Annotated in this window: 17 protein-coding genes; 10 read left to right on the top strand and 7 right to left on the bottom strand. The window is 41.2% G+C overall.

Annotation, left to right across the window (positions count from 1 at the left end):
- The first annotated feature begins 41 nt into the window (after positions 1-41).
- The 9 genes from H5114_RS14515 to H5114_RS14475 all read left to right on the top strand — a co-directional run bounded on the left by H5114_RS14515 (position 42) and on the right by H5114_RS14475 (position 12,769).
- On the top strand, positions 42-605 hold the full coding sequence (locus tag H5114_RS14515) for a sigma-70 family RNA polymerase sigma factor (RefSeq protein ID WP_124016313.1): 564 nt from the start codon (positions 42-44) through the stop codon (positions 603-605).
- A complete protein-coding gene (locus H5114_RS14510) occupies positions 598-1,305 on the top strand; it encodes a DUF3379 domain-containing protein (RefSeq protein WP_182723291.1) in 708 nt (235 codons plus the stop codon). The genes H5114_RS14515 and H5114_RS14510 overlap by 8 nt, the downstream gene beginning before the upstream one ends.
- Positions 1,306-1,440: 135 nt before the next feature.
- The gene (putP, locus tag H5114_RS14505; RefSeq protein ID WP_124016311.1) at positions 1,441-2,901 is read left to right on the top strand and encodes a sodium/proline symporter PutP; all 1,461 of its coding nucleotides are present in this window, start codon (positions 1,441-1,443) and stop codon (positions 2,899-2,901) included.
- A gap of 441 nt (positions 2,902-3,342) precedes the next feature.
- Entirely contained in the window at positions 3,343-4,626 is a 1,284-nt protein-coding gene (locus H5114_RS14500) for an OmpP1/FadL family transporter (RefSeq protein ID WP_182723290.1), read from the top strand.
- 242 nt (positions 4,627-4,868) lie between these two features.
- Positions 4,869-5,918, top strand: a complete 1,050-nt coding sequence (locus H5114_RS14495) for an efflux RND transporter periplasmic adaptor subunit (RefSeq protein ID WP_182723289.1) — start codon at positions 4,869-4,871, stop codon at positions 5,916-5,918.
- A 5-nt stretch (positions 5,919-5,923) separates the two neighbouring features.
- Positions 5,924-9,196 carry an efflux RND transporter permease subunit gene (locus H5114_RS14490; RefSeq protein WP_182723288.1) on the top strand — a complete coding sequence of 1,091 codons (3,273 nt, stop codon included), beginning with the start codon at positions 5,924-5,926 and terminating at the stop codon, positions 9,194-9,196.
- A gap of 44 nt (positions 9,197-9,240) precedes the next feature.
- Positions 9,241-9,453: a DUF2892 domain-containing protein gene (locus tag H5114_RS14485; protein WP_124016307.1), complete on the top strand. Its 213-nt coding sequence runs from the start codon at positions 9,241-9,243 to the stop codon at positions 9,451-9,453.
- Positions 9,454-9,466: 13 nt separating this feature from the next.
- Positions 9,467-9,853 (top strand): rhodanese-like domain-containing protein, encoded by a 387-nt coding sequence (locus H5114_RS14480; protein WP_310736396.1) that lies wholly within the window; start codon positions 9,467-9,469, stop codon positions 9,851-9,853.
- Between the two features lie 462 nt (positions 9,854-10,315).
- Positions 10,316-12,769 (top strand): S8 family serine peptidase, encoded by a 2,454-nt coding sequence (locus H5114_RS14475; RefSeq protein WP_182723287.1) that lies wholly within the window; start codon positions 10,316-10,318, stop codon positions 12,767-12,769.
- A gap of 77 nt (positions 12,770-12,846) precedes the next feature.
- On the opposite strand, the gene H5114_RS14470 is transcribed toward H5114_RS14475, so the two are convergent.
- The 5 genes from H5114_RS14470 to H5114_RS14450 form a co-directional block, all read right to left on the bottom strand.
- Complete coding sequence (locus H5114_RS14470; RefSeq protein WP_165870087.1) at positions 12,847-13,449, bottom strand: histidine kinase; 603 nt, start codon at positions 13,447-13,449, stop codon at positions 12,847-12,849.
- A 216-nt stretch (positions 13,450-13,665) separates the two neighbouring features.
- Positions 13,666-14,202 carry a YaeQ family protein gene (locus H5114_RS14465; protein WP_124016303.1) on the bottom strand — a complete coding sequence of 179 codons (537 nt, stop codon included), beginning with the start codon at positions 14,200-14,202 and terminating at the stop codon, positions 13,666-13,668.
- 78 nt (positions 14,203-14,280) lie between these two features.
- On the bottom strand, positions 14,281-15,192 hold the full coding sequence (locus tag H5114_RS14460; protein ID WP_182723286.1) for a bifunctional precorrin-2 dehydrogenase/sirohydrochlorin ferrochelatase: 912 nt from the start codon (positions 15,190-15,192) through the stop codon (positions 14,281-14,283).
- 8 nt (positions 15,193-15,200) lie between these two features.
- Positions 15,201-15,560, bottom strand: coding sequence for a rhodanese-like domain-containing protein (locus H5114_RS14455; protein WP_182723285.1), 360 nt, complete (start codon positions 15,558-15,560; stop codon positions 15,201-15,203).
- 116 nt (positions 15,561-15,676) lie between these two features.
- Positions 15,677-15,997, bottom strand: a complete 321-nt coding sequence (locus H5114_RS14450; RefSeq protein ID WP_124016300.1) for a putative signal transducing protein — start codon at positions 15,995-15,997, stop codon at positions 15,677-15,679.
- 164 nt (positions 15,998-16,161) lie between these two features.
- Between H5114_RS14450 and H5114_RS14445 the strand changes: the two genes are divergently transcribed.
- The gene (locus H5114_RS14445; RefSeq protein ID WP_124016299.1) at positions 16,162-16,563 is read left to right on the top strand and encodes a DUF3224 domain-containing protein; all 402 of its coding nucleotides are present in this window, start codon (positions 16,162-16,164) and stop codon (positions 16,561-16,563) included.
- Positions 16,564-16,830: 267 nt separating this feature from the next.
- Here H5114_RS14445 and secF read toward each other — a convergent pair whose 3' ends face one another.
- Both secF and secD read right to left on the bottom strand, forming a co-directional pair.
- A complete protein-coding gene (gene secF / locus H5114_RS14440; RefSeq protein ID WP_124016298.1) occupies positions 16,831-17,778 on the bottom strand; it encodes a protein translocase subunit SecF in 948 nt (315 codons plus the stop codon).
- Positions 17,779-17,792: 14 nt separating this feature from the next.
- Positions 17,793-19,643 (bottom strand): protein translocase subunit SecD, encoded by a 1,851-nt coding sequence (gene secD, locus H5114_RS14435; protein WP_182723284.1) that lies wholly within the window; start codon positions 19,641-19,643, stop codon positions 17,793-17,795.
- Positions 19,644-19,660 lie beyond the last annotated feature (17 nt).

The raw sequence follows: 19,660 nt of genomic DNA, 5'->3' as shown, positions 1-19,660 counted from the left end.
TTTTAAGCTGTTAGTTATTATTAACTCAACAAAGTTAAAAAATGTTCGATTCCCTGCGAAAGAAAAAGTCCGAACCCGCGGTCTTATCTGAGATGCTAACAAAACAACGACGATACGATAGCCTTGTCAGGGCACTTCATACCGACATATTTCGCTACGCCTTTTGGTTATGTGGTGATAAACATGTTGCTGAGGATATCACCCAAGAGACGTTCTTAAGAGCGTGGCGGTCTTTAGACTCGTTAAACGATGATAAAGCTGCTAAGGCATGGCTGATCACAATTTTAAGGCGTGAAAATGCCAGACGTTTTGAACGTAAACAATTTAACTACAGCGACGTAGAACAAGATTTACTTGAGGATGTATTATCCACAAGTCATGAAGAAGACACTGAACAGTATTGGTTGCGTCGTCAAATTGGTAAACTCGATATTGAATACCGAGAACCTTTGTTATTGCAGCTTATTGGCGGGTTTAGTGGCGATGAAATTGCCGCCATACTTGAACTGAATCGAAATACGGTAATGACGCGCTTATTTAGAGCCAGAAACCAGTTAAAAGACGCTCTCGAAGCACCTGAGGTAAGAGGTCAATCAAATGGATGATCTACAGTTTCGTCGCCAAGCATACGGTGACCCCAATAATCAGTCAGATGAATTTTTAACTCATTTAGCTGAACATGAAGATGATGCAAAATTTATCAAAGATCTAAAAGCATTTGACCATAAACTCATGCAAGCACTCAATATTAGTGTCCCAGATGATTTGGCTGATAAATTGATTTTGCGACAGCAATTAAGCCAACATCAACAAAGTAAAAAACATACTCGCTACATGATGGCGATGGCTGCATCAGTGGCTTTTATCGTCGGAGTCAGTTTTAGTTTATTACGTTTTACGCCAGTAAACTTAAGCGAAAACTCGCTAGCTCATGTACACCATGAAACCAAAGCATTAATCATGGAACAGGATATTGGCTTTAATGATGTTAATTTTAAACTCGCCAGTGTCGATGGATTGAATGACTCAAAGTTTATCAAACAACCAGGGCGTGTTTTTTTCACCTCATATTGTGATTTTCAAGGTGTCAAATCATTGCATTTAGTCATGGCTGACGAGAATGGCAATAAGGTCACCTTGTTCATTGTGCCCATTGAGAAGCGTATTGTATTAGAAGAAGCTTTTGCTGATAACCAATATAAAGGTCAAAGTTTTCAAACAGCCGATGCCTATATGGTCTTGGTGGGAGAACCAGCTTCTAATCTTGAGTTTGTCAAAAAAGAAGTTGAAAATACCTTTATTTAAACACTGTCGGTGACAATCTAAAATCCGCTACTTCATTGAATAGCGGATTTTTTTTACACTTGAATAATTCAAAGTGTGAACTATCTCTAACTTCTGCTAGCATGTCGAACACAAAAATAATCTCTTGAGAACTATATGGATATTCAAACACCGATCCTCATTACCTTTATAGGATACTTGGCCTTAATGATGGGTATTGGGTACTGGGCCTACCGCAAAACCGATACTGTCGATGATTATATTCTTGGCGGACGAAAAATGGGGCCCGCAGTCACCGCACTTAGTGTGGGTGCATCAGATATGTCGGGCTGGTTATTACTGGGTTTGCCAGGGGCAGTTTATCTAAGTGGCTTGGGTGAAGCATGGATTGGTTTTGGATTAGTATTTGGCGCTTGGCTTAATTGGCTATTTGTCGCTAAGCGTCTGCGTATTTATACCCAAGTGGCCAATAATTCACTAACCTTACCCGACTTTTTTGAGAACCGTTTTAATGACTCTCATGGGCTATTAAAATTAGTCTCCGCATTAACGATTCTGATCTTTTTCACTTTTTATGCCTCCTCAGGCATGGTCGGCGGCGCAATATTATTTGAAAAAGTCTTTGGTCTCGATTATACCGTCGCCTTATTAATAGGCTCATTTATTATTGTATCTTATACCTTTGTCGGCGGTTTTTTTGCGGTTAGTTGGACTGACTTCTTTCAAGGCTGCTTAATGTTAATAGCCTTAATTATTGTGCCCGTATCCATCTTTAGTCAGCCAGATACACAAGCAGGTTTTGAACAGATAGACCCGGCGATGTTGTCGTTTATTAATGAGAACACCACTGTTATTGGCCTTGTGTCTTTACTGGCTTGGGGGTTAGGTTATTTCGGGCAACCGCATATTTTGTCTCGTTTTATGGCTATCGGCAGCCCAAAAGACTTAGTCCTTTCTCGGCGTATTGCCATGACTTGGATGATAGTGTCACTATTTGGTGCCTTAGCAACAGGCATTGCCGGCAGCCTTTATTTTGCCGCCGAACCACTTGAAAACTCAGAAACCGTGTTTATTCATTTAGCCCATGCCGCGTTTAACCCTTGGGTTGGTGGTTTGCTTATTGCAGCTATCTTATCTGCCATCATGAGTACTATCGATTCGCAGTTGTTAGTCTGCTCTAGCGTGATCACCGAGGATTTTTATCTTAAATGGTTGCGTCCACAAGCCAGTAGTAAAGAATTAATGTTAGTCGGTCGTATTGGCGTTATAGCCATCGCATTAGTGGCTGGAGTTGTTGCGCTTAATCCAGAAAGCAGTGTTTTAGGGCTAGTCAGTTATGCATGGGCCGGGTTTGGTGCTGCATTTGGTCCAGTAGTGCTGTTATCGCTGTTTTGGCAAGGCTATAGCCGCAACGGTGCAATTGCAACGATTTTAGTAGGTGCTATAACTGTTGTGGTTTGGAAACAAATGACTGGCGGTATTTTTGAGCTATATGAAATTGTCCCAGGGTTTATTTTCGCTATGTTAGTGGGCGTAATCGTCAGTAAAATATCACCACCCACTGATAAAACTATCGCTGATTTCAGTGCTTTTCGTGAGTCTTTGAAAACGCAATAATGGCATTAAAAGTTTTCTTGGTAACTCAGCTTCTTTAATAGAAGTTGAGTTACCTTCTCATCATACCTTGCCCAACTCAACCCGAGTAAATAAGCTGTAAAAACAACCCCTACCATGACGGCTAATTGAGTATTTATGAGCAACTTAATACTATGAATTTAATCCAGCAGTTACTTAACATCCACGATGAATAAAATTTAACTTTAGCTAACCAGGGTGTCGTTATCGCCGAAAATGGAGCTGAAATTCACATATACTGCCATGCTATCAAACACCTAATTCACGACTAAAAACTAGAATTAACTTAATATTAACAATAACTAACATCTGGTCGGAGTTGTTACATAGTTCACATTTACCTAAGATGCCCTAAATTTTGACCGTCAAATGTTTGAAGCGGATAAACTTTGAACAAAACGGTAATAATAAATGGACATAATAATGAATAAATTCCACAAGACTCTCATTGCTACCGCAATAAGCTTAATCAGTGTACAAGCCTCAGCCGCCGGTTTTCAGTTAAATAGTCAATCAGCTACCGGTATCGGTCGTGCAATGGCTGGGGATGCTGTTATTGCTGACAATGCCTCAGTTTTATCTCGTAACCCTGCAGCTATGGCTCTCTTTGATGAAACCGCATTATCTTTAGGTGTCGTTTATGCTGATATCGATGTGTCGGTATCGGATGCAAAAGGCAATTTTGGCGGTCAAGATGTCGCCTTTGGCAGTGAACACAGCGCTGCTGACGCAAAAGTTATTCCGAATTTCTATTATATCAACCCGATTAACGACAAAATGGCCTTCGGAGTTGCGGTATTCAGTAACTATGGCACCGGCACTGATTTAGGCAACTTAGCCAATAAAACACCGACTATAAGTGGCAATGCTGTGCCACTTCCAACTCCAGTTGATTTATTAGGTAACACAGAAGTCGTTACCGTTAATTTCAACACGAGCATGTCTTATCGCGTCAATGATGAGTTCAGTTTTGGCTTCGGTGTTGATGCCGTTTATGGTAGCGGAACCCTCACACGTAAAAGCGACAATCCACAGATCGGCAACTTAGTGGATGTTGATGCCGATGGTTGGGCTTTAGGTGGGATTGTTGGTGTGGTGTATGAAGTTAATCCAGATAATCGTTTTGGTTTAAGCTACCGCATTAGCCCAAAACTTACCGCCAAAGGCGATGTAAATTATCAGTACACTGAATACAATAAAATTGATATTCCTATCGCAGATATTGCTCAGTTTGCCGGTTTTCACCAGCTAACGGATAAATTCGCGCTACATTATACGGCTCAGTGGACCAATTGGAGCTCGTTTGACAAAATCGTCGTTAAAGATGGTGCCAATGGTGTTGACCAAGCCGACTTAAAAGAATACCACTGGAAGGATTCATGGTTTTTAAGCTTAGGGGCAACTTATAATCTCACTCGAGATCTCACTTTGCGCGCAGGTTTAGCATCGGATCAAGGTGTTGTGAATCAGCATTCATCATTATCAATTCCTGATTCTGATCGTACTTGGTATACCGCTGGCGTCAGTTACGACTTAAGCCAAAAATCGAGCGTTGATTTAGGCATCGCTTTTGTGCGCGGAGAAGATGTTACCGTATTAGAAGACAGTAAGCTTCTTGCTCAAATACCTGGTTATAGCAGTGAAATTTCAGCACAAACGCGATCAAATGCTGTTTATTATTCAGTACAATATAACTACAGCTTTTAGTTAGCACTTGTTAATCAGTGCTCTTTAACCATGAGTATTGACTGCCTTTTTTAGCTCATTCACCACGGACTAAAAAAGTATCATCCTTTTTTATCCAAACCGCCATTTAGCAATAATTGGCGGTTTTTTTATCTCCGTAATATGATTAAGATCTAATATATAAAATAATTCTAATATATCGGTTGCGTAACGGCATAAAGTCCATTAGAATTTTCTTATAGACTCAAAAATAGGCTTTTCATATGTCTCGGTTAACAAATTATTTATTCCTCGGTGTTATCCTCACCACAATAGCATTACCTCTTGCAGTGCAAGCCTATGATGTTAATACATTAAAATTAGCATATTCCGAACAAAATCAACCGCGAATATACGATGCAAAAATTGAAGCAATTAAAGCGGCAACGATTTCAGCCCAAACCTCAGGAAGGATTATTAATATCCATTTTGATGTTAATGATTTAGTACCACAAGGCGCGTCTTTACTGGAAATCACTAATAAAGAGCAAGGTGCTGGGTTCGCGGGAGCGGAAGCTGAACTGGCTAAAGCAGAAGCACTAAACACTGAGGCACAAGCACAATATGCGCGCTATAAAGCCCTATTTCCTAAAGGGGCTATATCAAAAGGCGCCATGGATGAAGCCACAGCCAAAGCAAAATCAAGCAAACAAGCTGTGAGTGCTGCTCAAGCACAATTAATACAAGCCAAAGAAAGCTTAAATTACACAGTCGTGAGTGCGCCTTTTAGTGGCCGAATGACTCAACGTTTTGTTGAGCAAGGTGAAACAATATCTTATGGTCAGGCACTGTTCTCTGGTTATGATACTCAACACCTCAGAGCGGTATTTCAAGTCCCACAACAAGATATTGCTCAGCTTCAACAACAAGCACAAGTTGCGATTCAATTACCTAATGGTAATGAAATCACTTCCGGTGATATTAATGTGTATCAATTTGCCGATCCACTCACTCATCAACATCAAGTGCGAGTCAATCTAAATGCCGCTGATATCGAAGATATCATCGTGGGGCAATGGATCAAAGTAACCGTGGCCTTTCCCAGTAGAAAGAGTCTGGTGGTGCCATTATCGGCGATTCATCAAGTCAGTGACTTAACCTCTGTGTATCGTGTAAGTAACGATAAAATAGTATTAAATCAGGTACGAATTGGCCGAATAGATACTAAAACAAATACTGTAGAAGTGCTGTCAGGTCTTATGGAAGGCGATGAAATTGTTATTGATGCAGGACGTTATTTAATTAATTCCTCAGCAACAAAAGCTCAGGAGTAGCCCGAATGACAACCCCCAACGAACCAAATAAACTCGGCATCTCAGGCTCAATAGCAAAGGCATTTCAACAAAGTGCTATCACCCCATTATTGGCTATTTTAGGCTTATTACTGGGTCTTTTTGCGGTAATTATTACACCAAAAGAAGAAGAACCACAAATAGATGTCACTTTTGCAGATGTGTTTATTCCCTATCCTGGCGCCACGCCGACGGAAGTTGAAAATCAAGTCACCTTGCCTGCTGAACGTATCATTTCTCAAATAAAAGGGATTGATACTCTTTATTCATTCTCTCAACCTGATGGTGCGTTGATTATCGCGATTTTTGATGTCGGTATTCCACGTGATGAGGCCGTGGTTAATTTATATAATCAACTGTACTCTAACCGAGATAAATTTAATCATGCCGCTGGCATTGGTGAGCCATTAATTAAACCCAGAGGCATTGATGATGTGCCTATTGTAGGCCTAACCCTCTGGTCTAAAGACCCAAACATCACCGCAGAACAGCTTACCTTAGTGGCATCTGGCTTGGAAACCGAACTAAAGCGGATACCTGGCACGCGAGAGATTTACAGCCAGGGTGGCCACGAAATGGTGTTAAATGTGCGTATCGATCCTGTCAAAATGAGCAGTTTCGGCGTCACGTTCAACGATATTAGTGCCACTTTACAAGATAATAACCAGCTGTCTACGCTAGGATCCTTGACACAGTTTAATCAAGAAATAAAACTACAAACTGGACAGTTTTTACGTACGCTTGATGATGTCAATAATTTACTGATAAAAGTCAATCAACCAGATGCAACATCGGCTAGAAGCTCAACTCCCCATGCCGTTTATTTATCTGATATTGCCGATGTAAGCCTCAAAAGTGATATACCCAAACAACATGTTTGGCATGTCACCGACAAGGGAACTTATCCTGCTGTAACGATTGCGATAGGCAAACAAGCAGGCACCAATGCTGTCGATATTGCTGATGCGGTTTTAGCGAAAATCAAGGCTGTCGATAATGTATTAATTCCCAATAATGTTGATGTTGCGATCTCTCGTAACTACGGTAAAACAGCTGGGGATAAATCGAACACACTTATCTTTAAATTGATTTTTGCTACATCGGCAGTGGTACTGTTAGTTTTATTCACTATGGGAGTTCGTGAGTCTGCCGTGGTGGGTGTGGCTATTATTATTACCCTAGCTATTACTTTATTTGCATCTTGGGCTTGGGGATTCACCCTCAACCGTATTTCGTTATTTGCGCTTATTTTCTCGATTGGCATCTTGGTTGATGACGCAATTGTTGTGGTCGAAAATATCCACCGACATATGGCAATGAGTGATAAACCCATTAGCGAACTTATCCCACACGCCGTTGATGAAGTCGGCGGACCTACCATACTGGCTACTTTTACGGTTATTGCCGCCCTTTTGCCAATGGCATTCGTATCGGGACTCATGGGCCCATACATGAGCCCTATTCCGATAAATGCCAGTATGGGAATGATCATTTCGTTATTAATCGCCTTTATTATGACGCCATGGCTGAGCAATAAGTTATTAAAGCCTCACAAAAAATCTCATAACTCAGCTAATTCAACTGCAAGTACTGACATTGTGGTAGAAGAAGACAATCGATTAACACGCTTGTTTACCCGCATAATGAGCCCTTTTTTAATTGGCGAACATGCACCAAAAGCCCGTAAAGGTTTGGCGTTAGGCATAGCTCTATTGATAGCTTTTGCTGTCGCCTTGCCAGTAATGCAAGCGGTAATATTAAAAATGCTGCCTTTTGATAACAAGTCAGAGTTTCAGGTGATGGTCGACATGCCTGAAGGAACACCAGTAGAGCAAACTCAAAGAGTATTGCAAGATCTCAGTCAATATCTCACGACGGTTAAAGAAATTGAGCATTTACAATTGTACGCAGGTACTCATGCACCGATGAACTTTAACGGCTTAGTAAGACATTATTTCTTGCGCAGTAGCCAAGAGCTCGGTGAAATCCAGGTTAATCTGGTTGATAAGAAACATCGCGACCGCGACAGCCACACCATTGCTTCATCGGTACGTGAACCATTACAAAAAATTGGTCTTCGCTACCATGCAAATATTAAGATTGTTGAAGTGCCCCCCGGACCGCCAGTGTGGTCACCTATTGTGGCAGAGGTTTATGCACCGAACACTGAGCTACGCGAACGAGCAGCCAATGACTTACTACAACGATTCAAGGACACAGAACATGTTGTTGATATGGATATTTATTTGCCAGCACAGCAACAAAAATGGCAGGTAATTATTGACCGTAATAAAGCTCGCTTATTGGGAGTCTCGTACGCCAGTATCGTTGATACCATCAGCACAGCCGTTGATGGTAAAGATGTGAGTTATTTGTATCAAGCACAGTTAGCTCAGCCCACGCCAATTAGATTACAACTTGATGAGGCATCTAAAGTAGATCTCAAGCAAGTGTTGTTATTACGCTTACCAACTCAATCGGGTGAAACCGTGCCATTGACAGAGTTAGTCAAGGTACAACAACAGGTTATTAATGCACCAATTATCCACAAAAATATGGTTCCTATGATCATGGTTATTGCTGATATGGCAGGCCCTACTGGCAGCCCACTGTACGGTATGTTTGACATGGTCAGCCAAATTAATCAACAAAATGAACAAGGTGATTCAAGTTACCCAATTCAACAAAATCTGGTTAATCAACCTGATGGATTAACTGACGTGGCTATTTTATGGGACGGTGAATGGAAAATCACATATGAAACTTTCCGCGATATGGGTATTGCTTATGCTGTTGGAATGATTGCAATTTACTTGTTAGTTGTGGGGCAATTTAAATCATATGTGGTGCCGTTAGTCATTATGGCGCCAATACCATTAACCATCATTGGCGTGATGCCAGGACACGCTTTATTGGGTGCTCAATTCACGGCCCCATCGATGATAGGCATGATTGCGCTAGCAGGTATTATTGTTCGAAACTCTATCTTGCTGGTCGATTTTATTAATCAGCAAACAGCTGCTGGAATACCATTAGAACAAGCCGTTATCCATTCTGGAGCTGTGCGTGCCAAACCGATTATGTTGACAGCATTAGCGGCAATAATTGGCGCATTATTTATTATTGACGACCCTATTTTTAATGGTTTAGCTATTAGTTTAATTTTTGGTATTTTTATCTCGACCATTTTAACCTTGGTAGTAATCCCAGTATTGTATTATTCGGTTATGAAAAATAAACACATTATCACAGCTAAGTAACAAGATTATTCGTTAACTGGGCAACGCCCAATAAGGATCTAAACATGTCATTAGAAAGAAGTATTATGGCCTTTGCAGGCTTCATGGTTTTATTATCGATAGTGTTAACCGCAACTGTCAGTCCACACTTTGTCTGGCTAACGGTGTTTGTAGGCGCTAATCTATTTCAGAGTGCATTCACAGGCTTTTGTCCTGCGGCGATGGTAATGAAAAAATTAGGCATCAAAACTGCAGCGGAAATAGCCTTAAATAAATAACAAGGAATTTATCGTGTTTAAGAAATCTATGCTGTTGTCTATTCAATCGGTATTGGCGCTATTAGTGATATTAGTGATATTAGCAGCATCACTCATGCCGACTTGGGCGGCAGAGCAAGAGCCCAGCGTTGCATGGGAGAAGATCGACCGTGGCGTCATGTTGATTGATGTGCGTACTGCTGAAGAGTTTGCAGAAGGACATATTGACGGTGCTATGAATATCCCATTCAATAATATCGTACCCGAGTTAGCAAAGCTCAATATCACTAAAGACACTGAAATAGTGCTTTATTGTCGCAGCGGTAATCGCAGTGATATGGCACAAAAATCACTCGTTAAACAAGGATACAGCAACACCTATAATGCAGGTGGTTTTAACAGTTTAATATCTGCACGATAATATCAGCAATAAATTAAGCCACAGAGCTAATCCTGTGGCTTAATATTATGCTTCAATAGCATCCTACTCATCACCAGCACTACAGAGTAAACCACTGTTATTATTTCAATAACACCAAAAATCGTAAACTATCATTTACACTGTATTTAAGTTAATTATTTATTAGCATTAACAACTTCACTTATTCATTTCTCGGTTAAGCGCTTACATCTAGGTAACTTGATAAAAGTTATACAGATAACTTTTATCAAAATACTGCTTAATAAATTTTAAATTCACAAATGTTACATAATAATTCACGAAAATATCATAAAAAGTACTTGTATTACCAAAGTCAAGGTTAACAAGTTATTTACATTTGGTGAAAATATGATTACCTTTTAAATAGATAGGCAAAATAAGCTTATCGGTAAACATAATTATAAAAGACGTTATTTAACTCTGATTAACATGGAAGATAATATGAAAAAGAATAAAAACTCAGCGGTCGTGCTTAGCATGACCGCTCTTGCTTTGGCTATTTCAACTCAAGTCAATGCTGCCCCATCCCCTTTACAGCTTTCTGCTACTAACCAACAAATTGATCAACAATCTCCGTTACCTAAACGTTATATCGTTAAATTTAAGAATGATAATGCGGCACAAACGTTAAGCAGCAGTTCTGTAACGCAAAATGTGGGCGTACAACCTGAAACAAATAGTATGTCTTATCAGCCTCGCTCAAACGAAGTATTCAGTCAATTTCGTGCTTTGAACAGTGTAAAAGCGCGAGAAATGAAGCGTGTTGGTCGAAGCAATAGTTATTCTGTAAAACTCGACTCGCCATCAATCAAAGCATTGCGTTTACGTCAAGACGTTGAATATGTTGAAGAAGATTTACCACGTAGATTGCTTGCCGAGACAACTCCTTGGGGACAAACCTTTGTTGGTGCAACTGTACTAAGCGACAGCCAAGCGGGTAATCGCACTATCTGTATTATTGACTCTGGTTACGATCGTAGTCATAACGATTTAAATGCAAACAACGTCACCGGAACCAATAATTCCGGAACGGGCAACTGGTATCAACCGGGTAATAATAATGCTCATGGTACTCATGTCGCAGGTACTATTGCTGCCATTGCAAACAATGAAGGTGTGGTCGGGGTTATGCCTAACCAAAACGCCAATATTCATATCGTAAAAGTGTTTAACGAAGCAGGATGGGGCTACTCATCATCATTAGTAGCCGCTATCGACACTTGTGTTAATTCAGGTGGTGCAAATGTCGTCACAATGAGCTTGGGTGGCAGTGGTTCAACCACAACCGAGCGTAATGCATTAAATACTCACTACAATAATGGCGTATTATTAATTGCAGCTGCTGGTAATGCTGGTGACAGCAGTTATAGCTACCCTGCTTCATATGACAGTGTGATGTCAGTGGCCGCCGTTGACAGTAACCTTGATCATGCAGCATTTTCACAGTACACGGATCAAGTTGAAATTTCAGGTCCTGGTGAAGCAATTCTGTCAACCGTTACCGTTGGTGAAGGACGTTTAGCAGATATCACTATTGGTGGTCAGTCCTATTTTAGCAATGGCGTAGTACCGCACAATCGTCTGACTCCATCAGGAACCAGTTATGCTCCTGCCCCTATCAATGCAAGTGCAACCGGAGCCTTAGCAGAGTGTACCGTCAATGGAACCAGTTTTTCATGTGGCAATATGGCGAATAAGATTTGTCTTGTTGAGCGCGTAGGCAACCAAGGTTCAAGCTACCCTGAAATCAACTCAACTAAAGCATGTAAAACTGCAGGCGCTAAAGGTATTATTGTGTACAGTAATAGTGCCCTACCTGGCCTACAAAACCCATTCTTAGTTGATGCCAACAGTGATATTACGGTTCCTTCAGTGTCAGTAGATAGAGCAACAGGGCTTGCACTTAAAGCTAAGTTGGGACAATCAACGACAGTGAGTAATCAAGGTAACCAAGATTACGAATATTATAATGGTACCTCTATGGCCACACCGCATGTGTCAGGGGTTGCTACATTAGTGTGGAGTTACCACCCTGAATGTAGTGCAAGCCAAGTGCGTGCAGCACTTAATGCAACAGCTGATGACTTAAGTGTTGCGGGACGTGATAACCAAACCGGTTATGGGATGATTAATGCCGTTGCAGCAAAGGCCTACTTAGACGAATCATGTACTGGTCCAACCGATCCTGGCACAGGCCCTGGTACTGGTGACAGTGTACTGGTAAAAGGTGTCGCAAAAACCGGTCTAGCTGGCGCTAAAAGTGATGAGCTATATTTCTCGTTAGACGTCCCTGCAGGCGCAAAAGACTTAGCCTTTACCATGAGTGGCGGTACTGGCGATGCTGACCTGTATGTACAATATGGTGCGTCACCGACCAACAGCAGTTACGACTGTCGTCCATGGAAGAGTGGTAATGCAGAATCTTGTCCTATTGCCACACCACAAACGGGTACCTATTATGTGATGGTGCAAGGTTATAGCGCATTTAGTAACGTCAACCTAGTGGCTAATTATACCGCGGCAACAAGCAGTGGTGGCAATACTGGCGGTCCAGCAAGCTATACCAATACTGGTAATTATACGATTCCAGATAATAATACCACTGGTATCACTAGCCCAATCACGGTTAGTCGTACTGGCGATTCAGGATCGGTATCAGTGTCTATCGGTATCATTCACACGTATATTGGTGATTTAAAAATCCAGTTAGTGAGTCCTACAGGTCAAACGGTTGTCCTGCACAACAATACTGGTGGTGGAACCGATAACTTAACCCAGACTTACACAGCTAATATGGCTGGTGTAGAGTCTAGTGGTGTATGGACTTTAAAAGCAGTTGATAATGCCAAACAAGATACTGGGTATATCGATACTTGGAGTTTAAGCTTCCAGTAATCTCCTCTTGTTCAATACAAAAATAGCCACGAAATGTGGCTATTTTTTTACGCTTTACTCATTAACTGATTGAAAACCTAAAAGTGAGGCTGTGGTATTTGTAATACTGCTGGCTGCTGAGTATTGGCAATAACCTTGAATATTGAGGCAAATGAGTTTGGTGTGCTCACATCAACAGCAAGTTTTAATCGCCTTGCAATATCATTGGCTGATAATACTCCGCGAATAGCATGTTGTTCGCGATCAATCACTAAACAATGTTGTTGCCCTGCTGATTGCAATGTTTCAATTACATCACCGATTCGAGCATAATTTAAATCTTCAAAATCGATCGCTTTAAGATCTTCTTTAGGGATCATAAAATCAGCAACACTGAGGTGTTCACGCTGATGTCCTGCGGCCACTCGTTTTAATATCTCTTGATTATGTAATGACTCAAAACTGATTAAGCCAATAAACTGATCGTGATGGTCAATGACTAATTTAAGGCGGACATGTGACTTTTGCATTAAGTGCTCAACATTCACAGCCGATGTACTTGACTCAATAACCATAGGCGTCACTTTCTTGAAATCAGTAAACACGTTTAATGCCGAAGACTGTACTGATATGTCTTCATGGGCTTCTGGTGAAGTTAATTGGTCAATTTTTTCTACTGGGTATAGGGCTAATTTTTTCACAACAACATCCTTAATCAACAGCTACCGTTAAAATAAAACTATTATTATCAGTTATTTATATTTTTTCGGTATTTACTAGATATCTTGATTATCTGCCTGTGTTTTTATTAGCACAAGGCACATTTGATTAAACTTAATTAATTTTCATAAAATTAAGGTTTAATTCACACTGTTGTGATTCGGAGTATGTTAGGCGCTAAATTTAGGTAATTCCCATCACTTTAAGACTTCAGGTTCGATTAACACACTGTTATTTGCATCTGAAAACCACACTTGCCCTTCACTAAGGCTTACTTGTAACGCCATGTTACGATTAACAAATATATCCATTTGTTTAACTGCATCTTCAGGAAAATTAATCACGCTTAAATTATCGTAACGCGCGAATGCTTGCTGATTTTGTTGCCACCAAATAGGTACACTTCGGCCGCCATAAGTATAAAGAATGACTCGTTTTGAACGACCACACGCTTTTCTGAGCCACTTTTCATCTGCTTGACCAAATTCAACCCAAAGATCAATTTCGCCACTGAGGTTTTTATCCCAAAGTTCCGCTTCATCATCAACACACAAACCTTTACTAAACACTAATGATTCTGATGCATTAATCGCAAATGCCAGCAAACGAACCATCATGCGGGTGTCGGTCTCAGATGGGTGTTGGGCTAAGGTAAATTGATGATCGGCATAATAATGACGATCCATATCTGCTATCTGCAAAGAGACTTTAAAGACGGTAGCTTTTGCGGCCATGAAGGGTTCCAACTCATATAAAAAAACCGAGTCTACTACAAAGTAGACTCGGTATAATAGGACATCATTCTTATCGAGTTAAATTGCGCCTGGACGAAGATGTTTTGCCATCGGGAAATGTGCGCTAAGCTGACTGATTTTAGCCAATGAAGACACAATTAGAATACGACTACCATGCTCATATTGATGAGTAATATCACTTAATAACGGTACCTTTTCTCTGCTAGCATCGCGCCTTAATAGTTCATTAATCTCGCCATCGAGCGGGTTATCACTGTAAACCACATCTAATGTCTGTAGCAAAGGCATTGCGGCTATAGGCAACAAATGCGTCGGAGTGTCCTCAGTTAATAAGATAATGTCGCCTTTAATACTCAAATGATCAAAAGCATCAAGATAACGCTGTTCAGTTAAGCCATCAAACTTATCTTGGTTAGTGGTAAAAAACTGTTCCCAAAATAAACGTCTATCTTTACCTGCTGATAATTTATGTTGAACTTCTTCTCGCTTGCTAGCAACAAAATCAAATAATGGTGCTAACGATGGTGGTAACATGGTTTCGAGTCTCGAACGAATCGTTCGCGCAAACACTGGGGCTGCTCCAGCAGTACTTATTGCCACGACTAACCGGCCTCGGTCAACAATAGAAGGCGTAATAAATCGACAAAACTTAGGGTTATCGACCACATTAACCCAAATTCCACGCTCAGTGGCTAATTCGGCAAAGTCCATATTAAGTTGTTCATTAGCTGTGGCCAAATAAATAATGTCGACATTGGCAAAATCAGCGCTGCACACTTCGCGGCGCGAAAGTTTAATACGTCCCTGAGAATAATAGCTTTCAATCTCATTGGCGACGTCTGGCGCAATTACATGAATATTGGCATCAGTACGAGACAAGAGATCTAGTTTACGTGTAGCGACCTCACCTGCGCCAACCAATAAGACCTGTAATCCTTGGGTATCTACAAATAATGGGAAATATTGCATTAATCTACTCAGTCTTCAACGATAGGGAATTGATGTTGTATCCAAGCGCGGTATCCACCAATCATCGAGGCGACTTGTGTGTATCCCATAATCTGTAAATTATAGGCCGATAATGCTGCACGTTGGCCGGCACCGCAGTAAAGGAGTAATGGGGTATCTTTGTCAGGGAATCGATGCTCTATATCACGCTCAATAATGCCACGGCTCAAGTGTTTTGCTTTGGGTAAATGCCCTTGCAGCCACTCATTATCTTCTCGAACATCAATTAATTGCCACTGGTCTTGTTGTTGATATTGATCAATCGTTAGCAAGGTAACATGAGGCATAACTGAATCAACTAAACGGGCGAAAGCTGGAGATGCTTGCATAGGTATCCTTAAGTTAGGTAAAGTCGCTTATCAGTAACAAATGAGTACTTTATACGTCATAAACCGCAAAGTGGTTTAGTCTGTAGTTTATGAAAAAAATAAACTTATACAAGCGCTTATTCGTTATGCATTTCACTTCTTTGCGAACTACATTGCCAACACAACTCAAAACTTCCTTCATTTATTTCATGGCACTGAACGCATTGCCATTGAGGTTTTTCAATATCAAGTGCATCCAATAAACTCTGTGCTGCCACAAGCTGACTATCTGCAACCCATAACTCAACAGTCTGCATTTCAATAGGCAAACCGCCAACACCACCAATAAGCGCTTCTCCTTTAAGATCAACGTCTATTCCACTGGTTTCAAGTAACCCTTTCCATGTGTGAGCCTGCAGTAAGTTACCACCAGCCAATAATACTTTTCGTTGTTCCATGCGATATCCTATGTCATTGCTCTTGCTGGCAAATTTATGTCATCCTACTGCCTAAGCCAAAATCTGTCGAGTATTGTTTATAAATTGGACATTTATAACAAACAATGATTATCTTAATGCTACATGGGTCATTGCACTCTATAACATCAAAAACGGGACTCTACATGACAAAAATAGTCTTAAAAGGTGTATTTCAAATCACCACCTGGAATGAATCGACTTATGCAGAACACCACAACGACAGCAAACAAACCATAGCAGAAATTAGCCAAACATATTCTGGTGACGTCAGTGGTTCTGCGCAAATCCGCTATATTATGTCATATCAAAAAGAAGGTTCGGCTGTATTTGTTGGCATAGAACACTTAACCATTGATACGCCAGAAATAGCAGGCAGTATAGTTCTGCAACACAATGGCGTATTCTCACAAGGCGTGGCACAGAGCCAATTTAACGTAATCGCTGATTCAGGGACCGATAACCTGCTGCAATATATTGGCCACGGCGAATTTACTTCAACCGAAAATGGTCAAGCTGATTACATCATCACTCTACAACATGAATAAAATAACTATTTCTCGTTTAGATACTGATATCGGCACATTTAGAGTATCAGCAAACCTCATACAAACAAGATTGGTTTTTAGCGGCGTTGAAATCCTCGGTAGCGACGGATGGGAAGCACTAATAATCGATCCGCAAACCCTGTGGTACAAAACCTTGTTGGTGGCCTGTAAAACATATTTAACATCTCAAAATAGTGACCTTCCATAAACAATAAACCCCAGCAAGCTGGGGTTTATTGTTAGCGATTAAATAATTAACAATGCATATTAAGGCATCATTGAAGGCTGGTCAGCACCTTCTTTTTCAATCTCTACAGGTAACATGTGCTCACGGTTAATACCCAATTTAACGGCTAAGTAACTTGCCACGTAAATTGATGAATATGTACCGACAAAAATACCTAATAGCAATGCAGTTGCAAAGCCATGGATCATAGTGCCACCTTTTAAGAACAGCGCAATAACGGTAATTAATGTGGTACCCGTAGTAATAACGGTACGGCTCATGGTCTGGGTGATTGAGGTATTCACAATCTCTTCAGGTGTGCCTTTACGCATTTTGAGGAAGTTTTCACGGATACGGTCATACACCACGATAGTATCGTTAAGTGAGTAACCCACAACTGTCAACAAACCTGCCAATACGGTCAAGTCAAATTCAAGCTGTAATACCGAAAACACCCCTAAAGTAACAATAACGTCATGGGCTAACGCCGCAACAGAACCTGCTGCTAAACGCCACTCAAAACGAAATGACACATAGATAAGAATACAGATTAGGGCAACAATAACCGCTAAGCCACCTTGCTCTGCTAACTCTTTACCTACCTGAGGACCAACAAACTCAACTCGCTTTTGAATCACGCCCGCATCAATTGATTGCGCTGCGGCTAATACCGCGGCAACCTGAACATCACTTTTTAGCTCATTTCTGACTGGTAAACGCACCAATATATCGCGGCTTGAACCAAAGTTCTGTACTACTGCACCTTCAGCTTCCGCTGAAGTCATAGTGCCGCGCAAAGCGTTCAAGTCGACAGGAGCTGAAAACTCCATTTCGACTACAGTGCCGCCAGTGAAGTCCAAACCCCAGTTAATGCCTTGAGTCGCAAGCGACCCTAGTGAGGCAATAACAAGAAGCATCGACATAATACTGATGATTTTAGCATGACGAAGAAAGTCGACTGTGTTCTTTACTGAAAATATCTGTAACATATTCAACGTCTCCCTTAGATAGACAATGACTTAACGCGCTTACCACCCCAAACCGCATTCACGATTGAACGTGTGCCTACGATGGCAGTAAACATAGAAGTCGCGATACCTATCATTAAGGTAACAGCAAAGCCTTTCACCGCTCCGGTACCAACAGCAAATAAAATTAATGCTGTCATAAAGGTAGTGATGTTGGCATCTGCAATGGTTGAAAATGCATTACCATAACCTTCATGGATGGCTTGTTGAACGCTACGACCGCCAAGAAGTTCTTCACGAATACGCTCAAAAATCAGCACGTTTCCGTCTACCGCCATACCCACAGTTAATACCATGCCAGCAATACCTGGTAGGGTTAATACCGCACCTGGGATCATCGACATCACACCAACAACCATGATTAAGTTCGCCAATAATGCAAGGTTGGCAATAAAGCCAAATGCACGGTAGTAAACCATCATGAATACAAGTACAACAACCATACCCCAAATCATTGCTTGAACACCATTTTGGATGTTTTCAGCACCTAAGCTTGGGCCAATAGTTCTTTCTTCTACGATAGTCACAGGCGCAATTAAGGCACCAGCACGAAGCAATAACGCTAAACTTTGTGCTTCAGTGTGTTCAAGACCCGTAATCACAAAATTACGACCTAAACGCGCTTGAATGGTAGCAACTGAAATGACCTCTTCAATACGAGTCATTTTCACTGTGCCATCAGGATTACGTGTACCACTGTCTTTATATTCAATAAACAATGTTGCCATTGGTTTACCGATATTGTCTTTGGTGACGTTTGAGAAAATCGAGCCGCCTTTAGCGTCTAGGTTAATCGCAACCTGTGGACGGCTATATTCATCGAAAGTTGGTTGCGCACCAGTAATATGATCACCAGTTAACATCACTTCTTTCTTCAATACGGCAATCCCACCTTCACGACGTTGGTACACTTCAGCACCAGCAGGTACACGGCCACTTGCCGCTGCACTTACATCAGCTTTGTCGTCAACCATACGAAATTCAATCGATGCTGTTGCACCTAAAATCTCTTTTGCACGCGCGGTATCTTGCACACCTGGTAATTCAACAATAATGCGCTCAGCGCCTTGACGTTGAACTACTGGCTCAGCAACACCAAGCTCGTTAACACGGTTACGGATAGTGGTAATGTTTTGCTGAAGTGCTTCTTCCTTAATCTGTTTAAGATAAGCATCACTCATAGTCGCAAGCAGCATAAACTCATTACCGCTGCTAGCATCGGTATAGGTCATGTCTTTACTGCGAGTTTTTAAATATGTCTCAGCTTGGTCAACAGTTGCAGCGTCACGAAACTTAATCGCAATCCCTTTTGGGGTTTTACGAATACCTGCGTAACGAATTTTCTCTTCACGAAGTTGGCTTCTGAAATCTGCTATTTTAGCTTCTTCCATTTTACGGATTGCTTCGCCCATATCCACTTCCATTAAGAAGTGAACACCGCCACGCAAATCTAAACCTAATTTCATCGGCGAACCACCAACAGCTTCAAGCCATTTTGGGGTTGCCGGTGCTAAGTTCAATGCAACGGTATATTTCTGGCCAAGCAGTTCAGCAATAGACTCTTTTGCCAACAGCTGCTGCTCAGGATTTTGCACACGAACTAATAACTGACCATTTTCAAGCTCGGCACGCTTTACCGCAATACCCTGACTATCTAATAAATCAACCACAGTCGTTTGAGTCGATGCAGTGACTTCAGCACCGCGGGTTGCGACGATCTGTACTGCATGATCTTCACCAAACAAATTTGGTATTGCATAAAAACTACCAATGGCGATGATGAGCATCACCATGATATTTTTCCACATTGGGTATTTATTTAACACACCATAGCCCTCTTGGC

Origin of the sequence: Shewanella sp. SR43-8, assembly GCF_014163775.1 — a bacterium.
Lineage (GTDB): Bacteria > Pseudomonadota > Gammaproteobacteria > Enterobacterales > Shewanellaceae > Shewanella > Shewanella vesiculosa.
The sequence above is the reverse complement of the archived record's forward strand: the minus strand, read 5'-3'. Positions and strand labels throughout refer to the sequence as shown.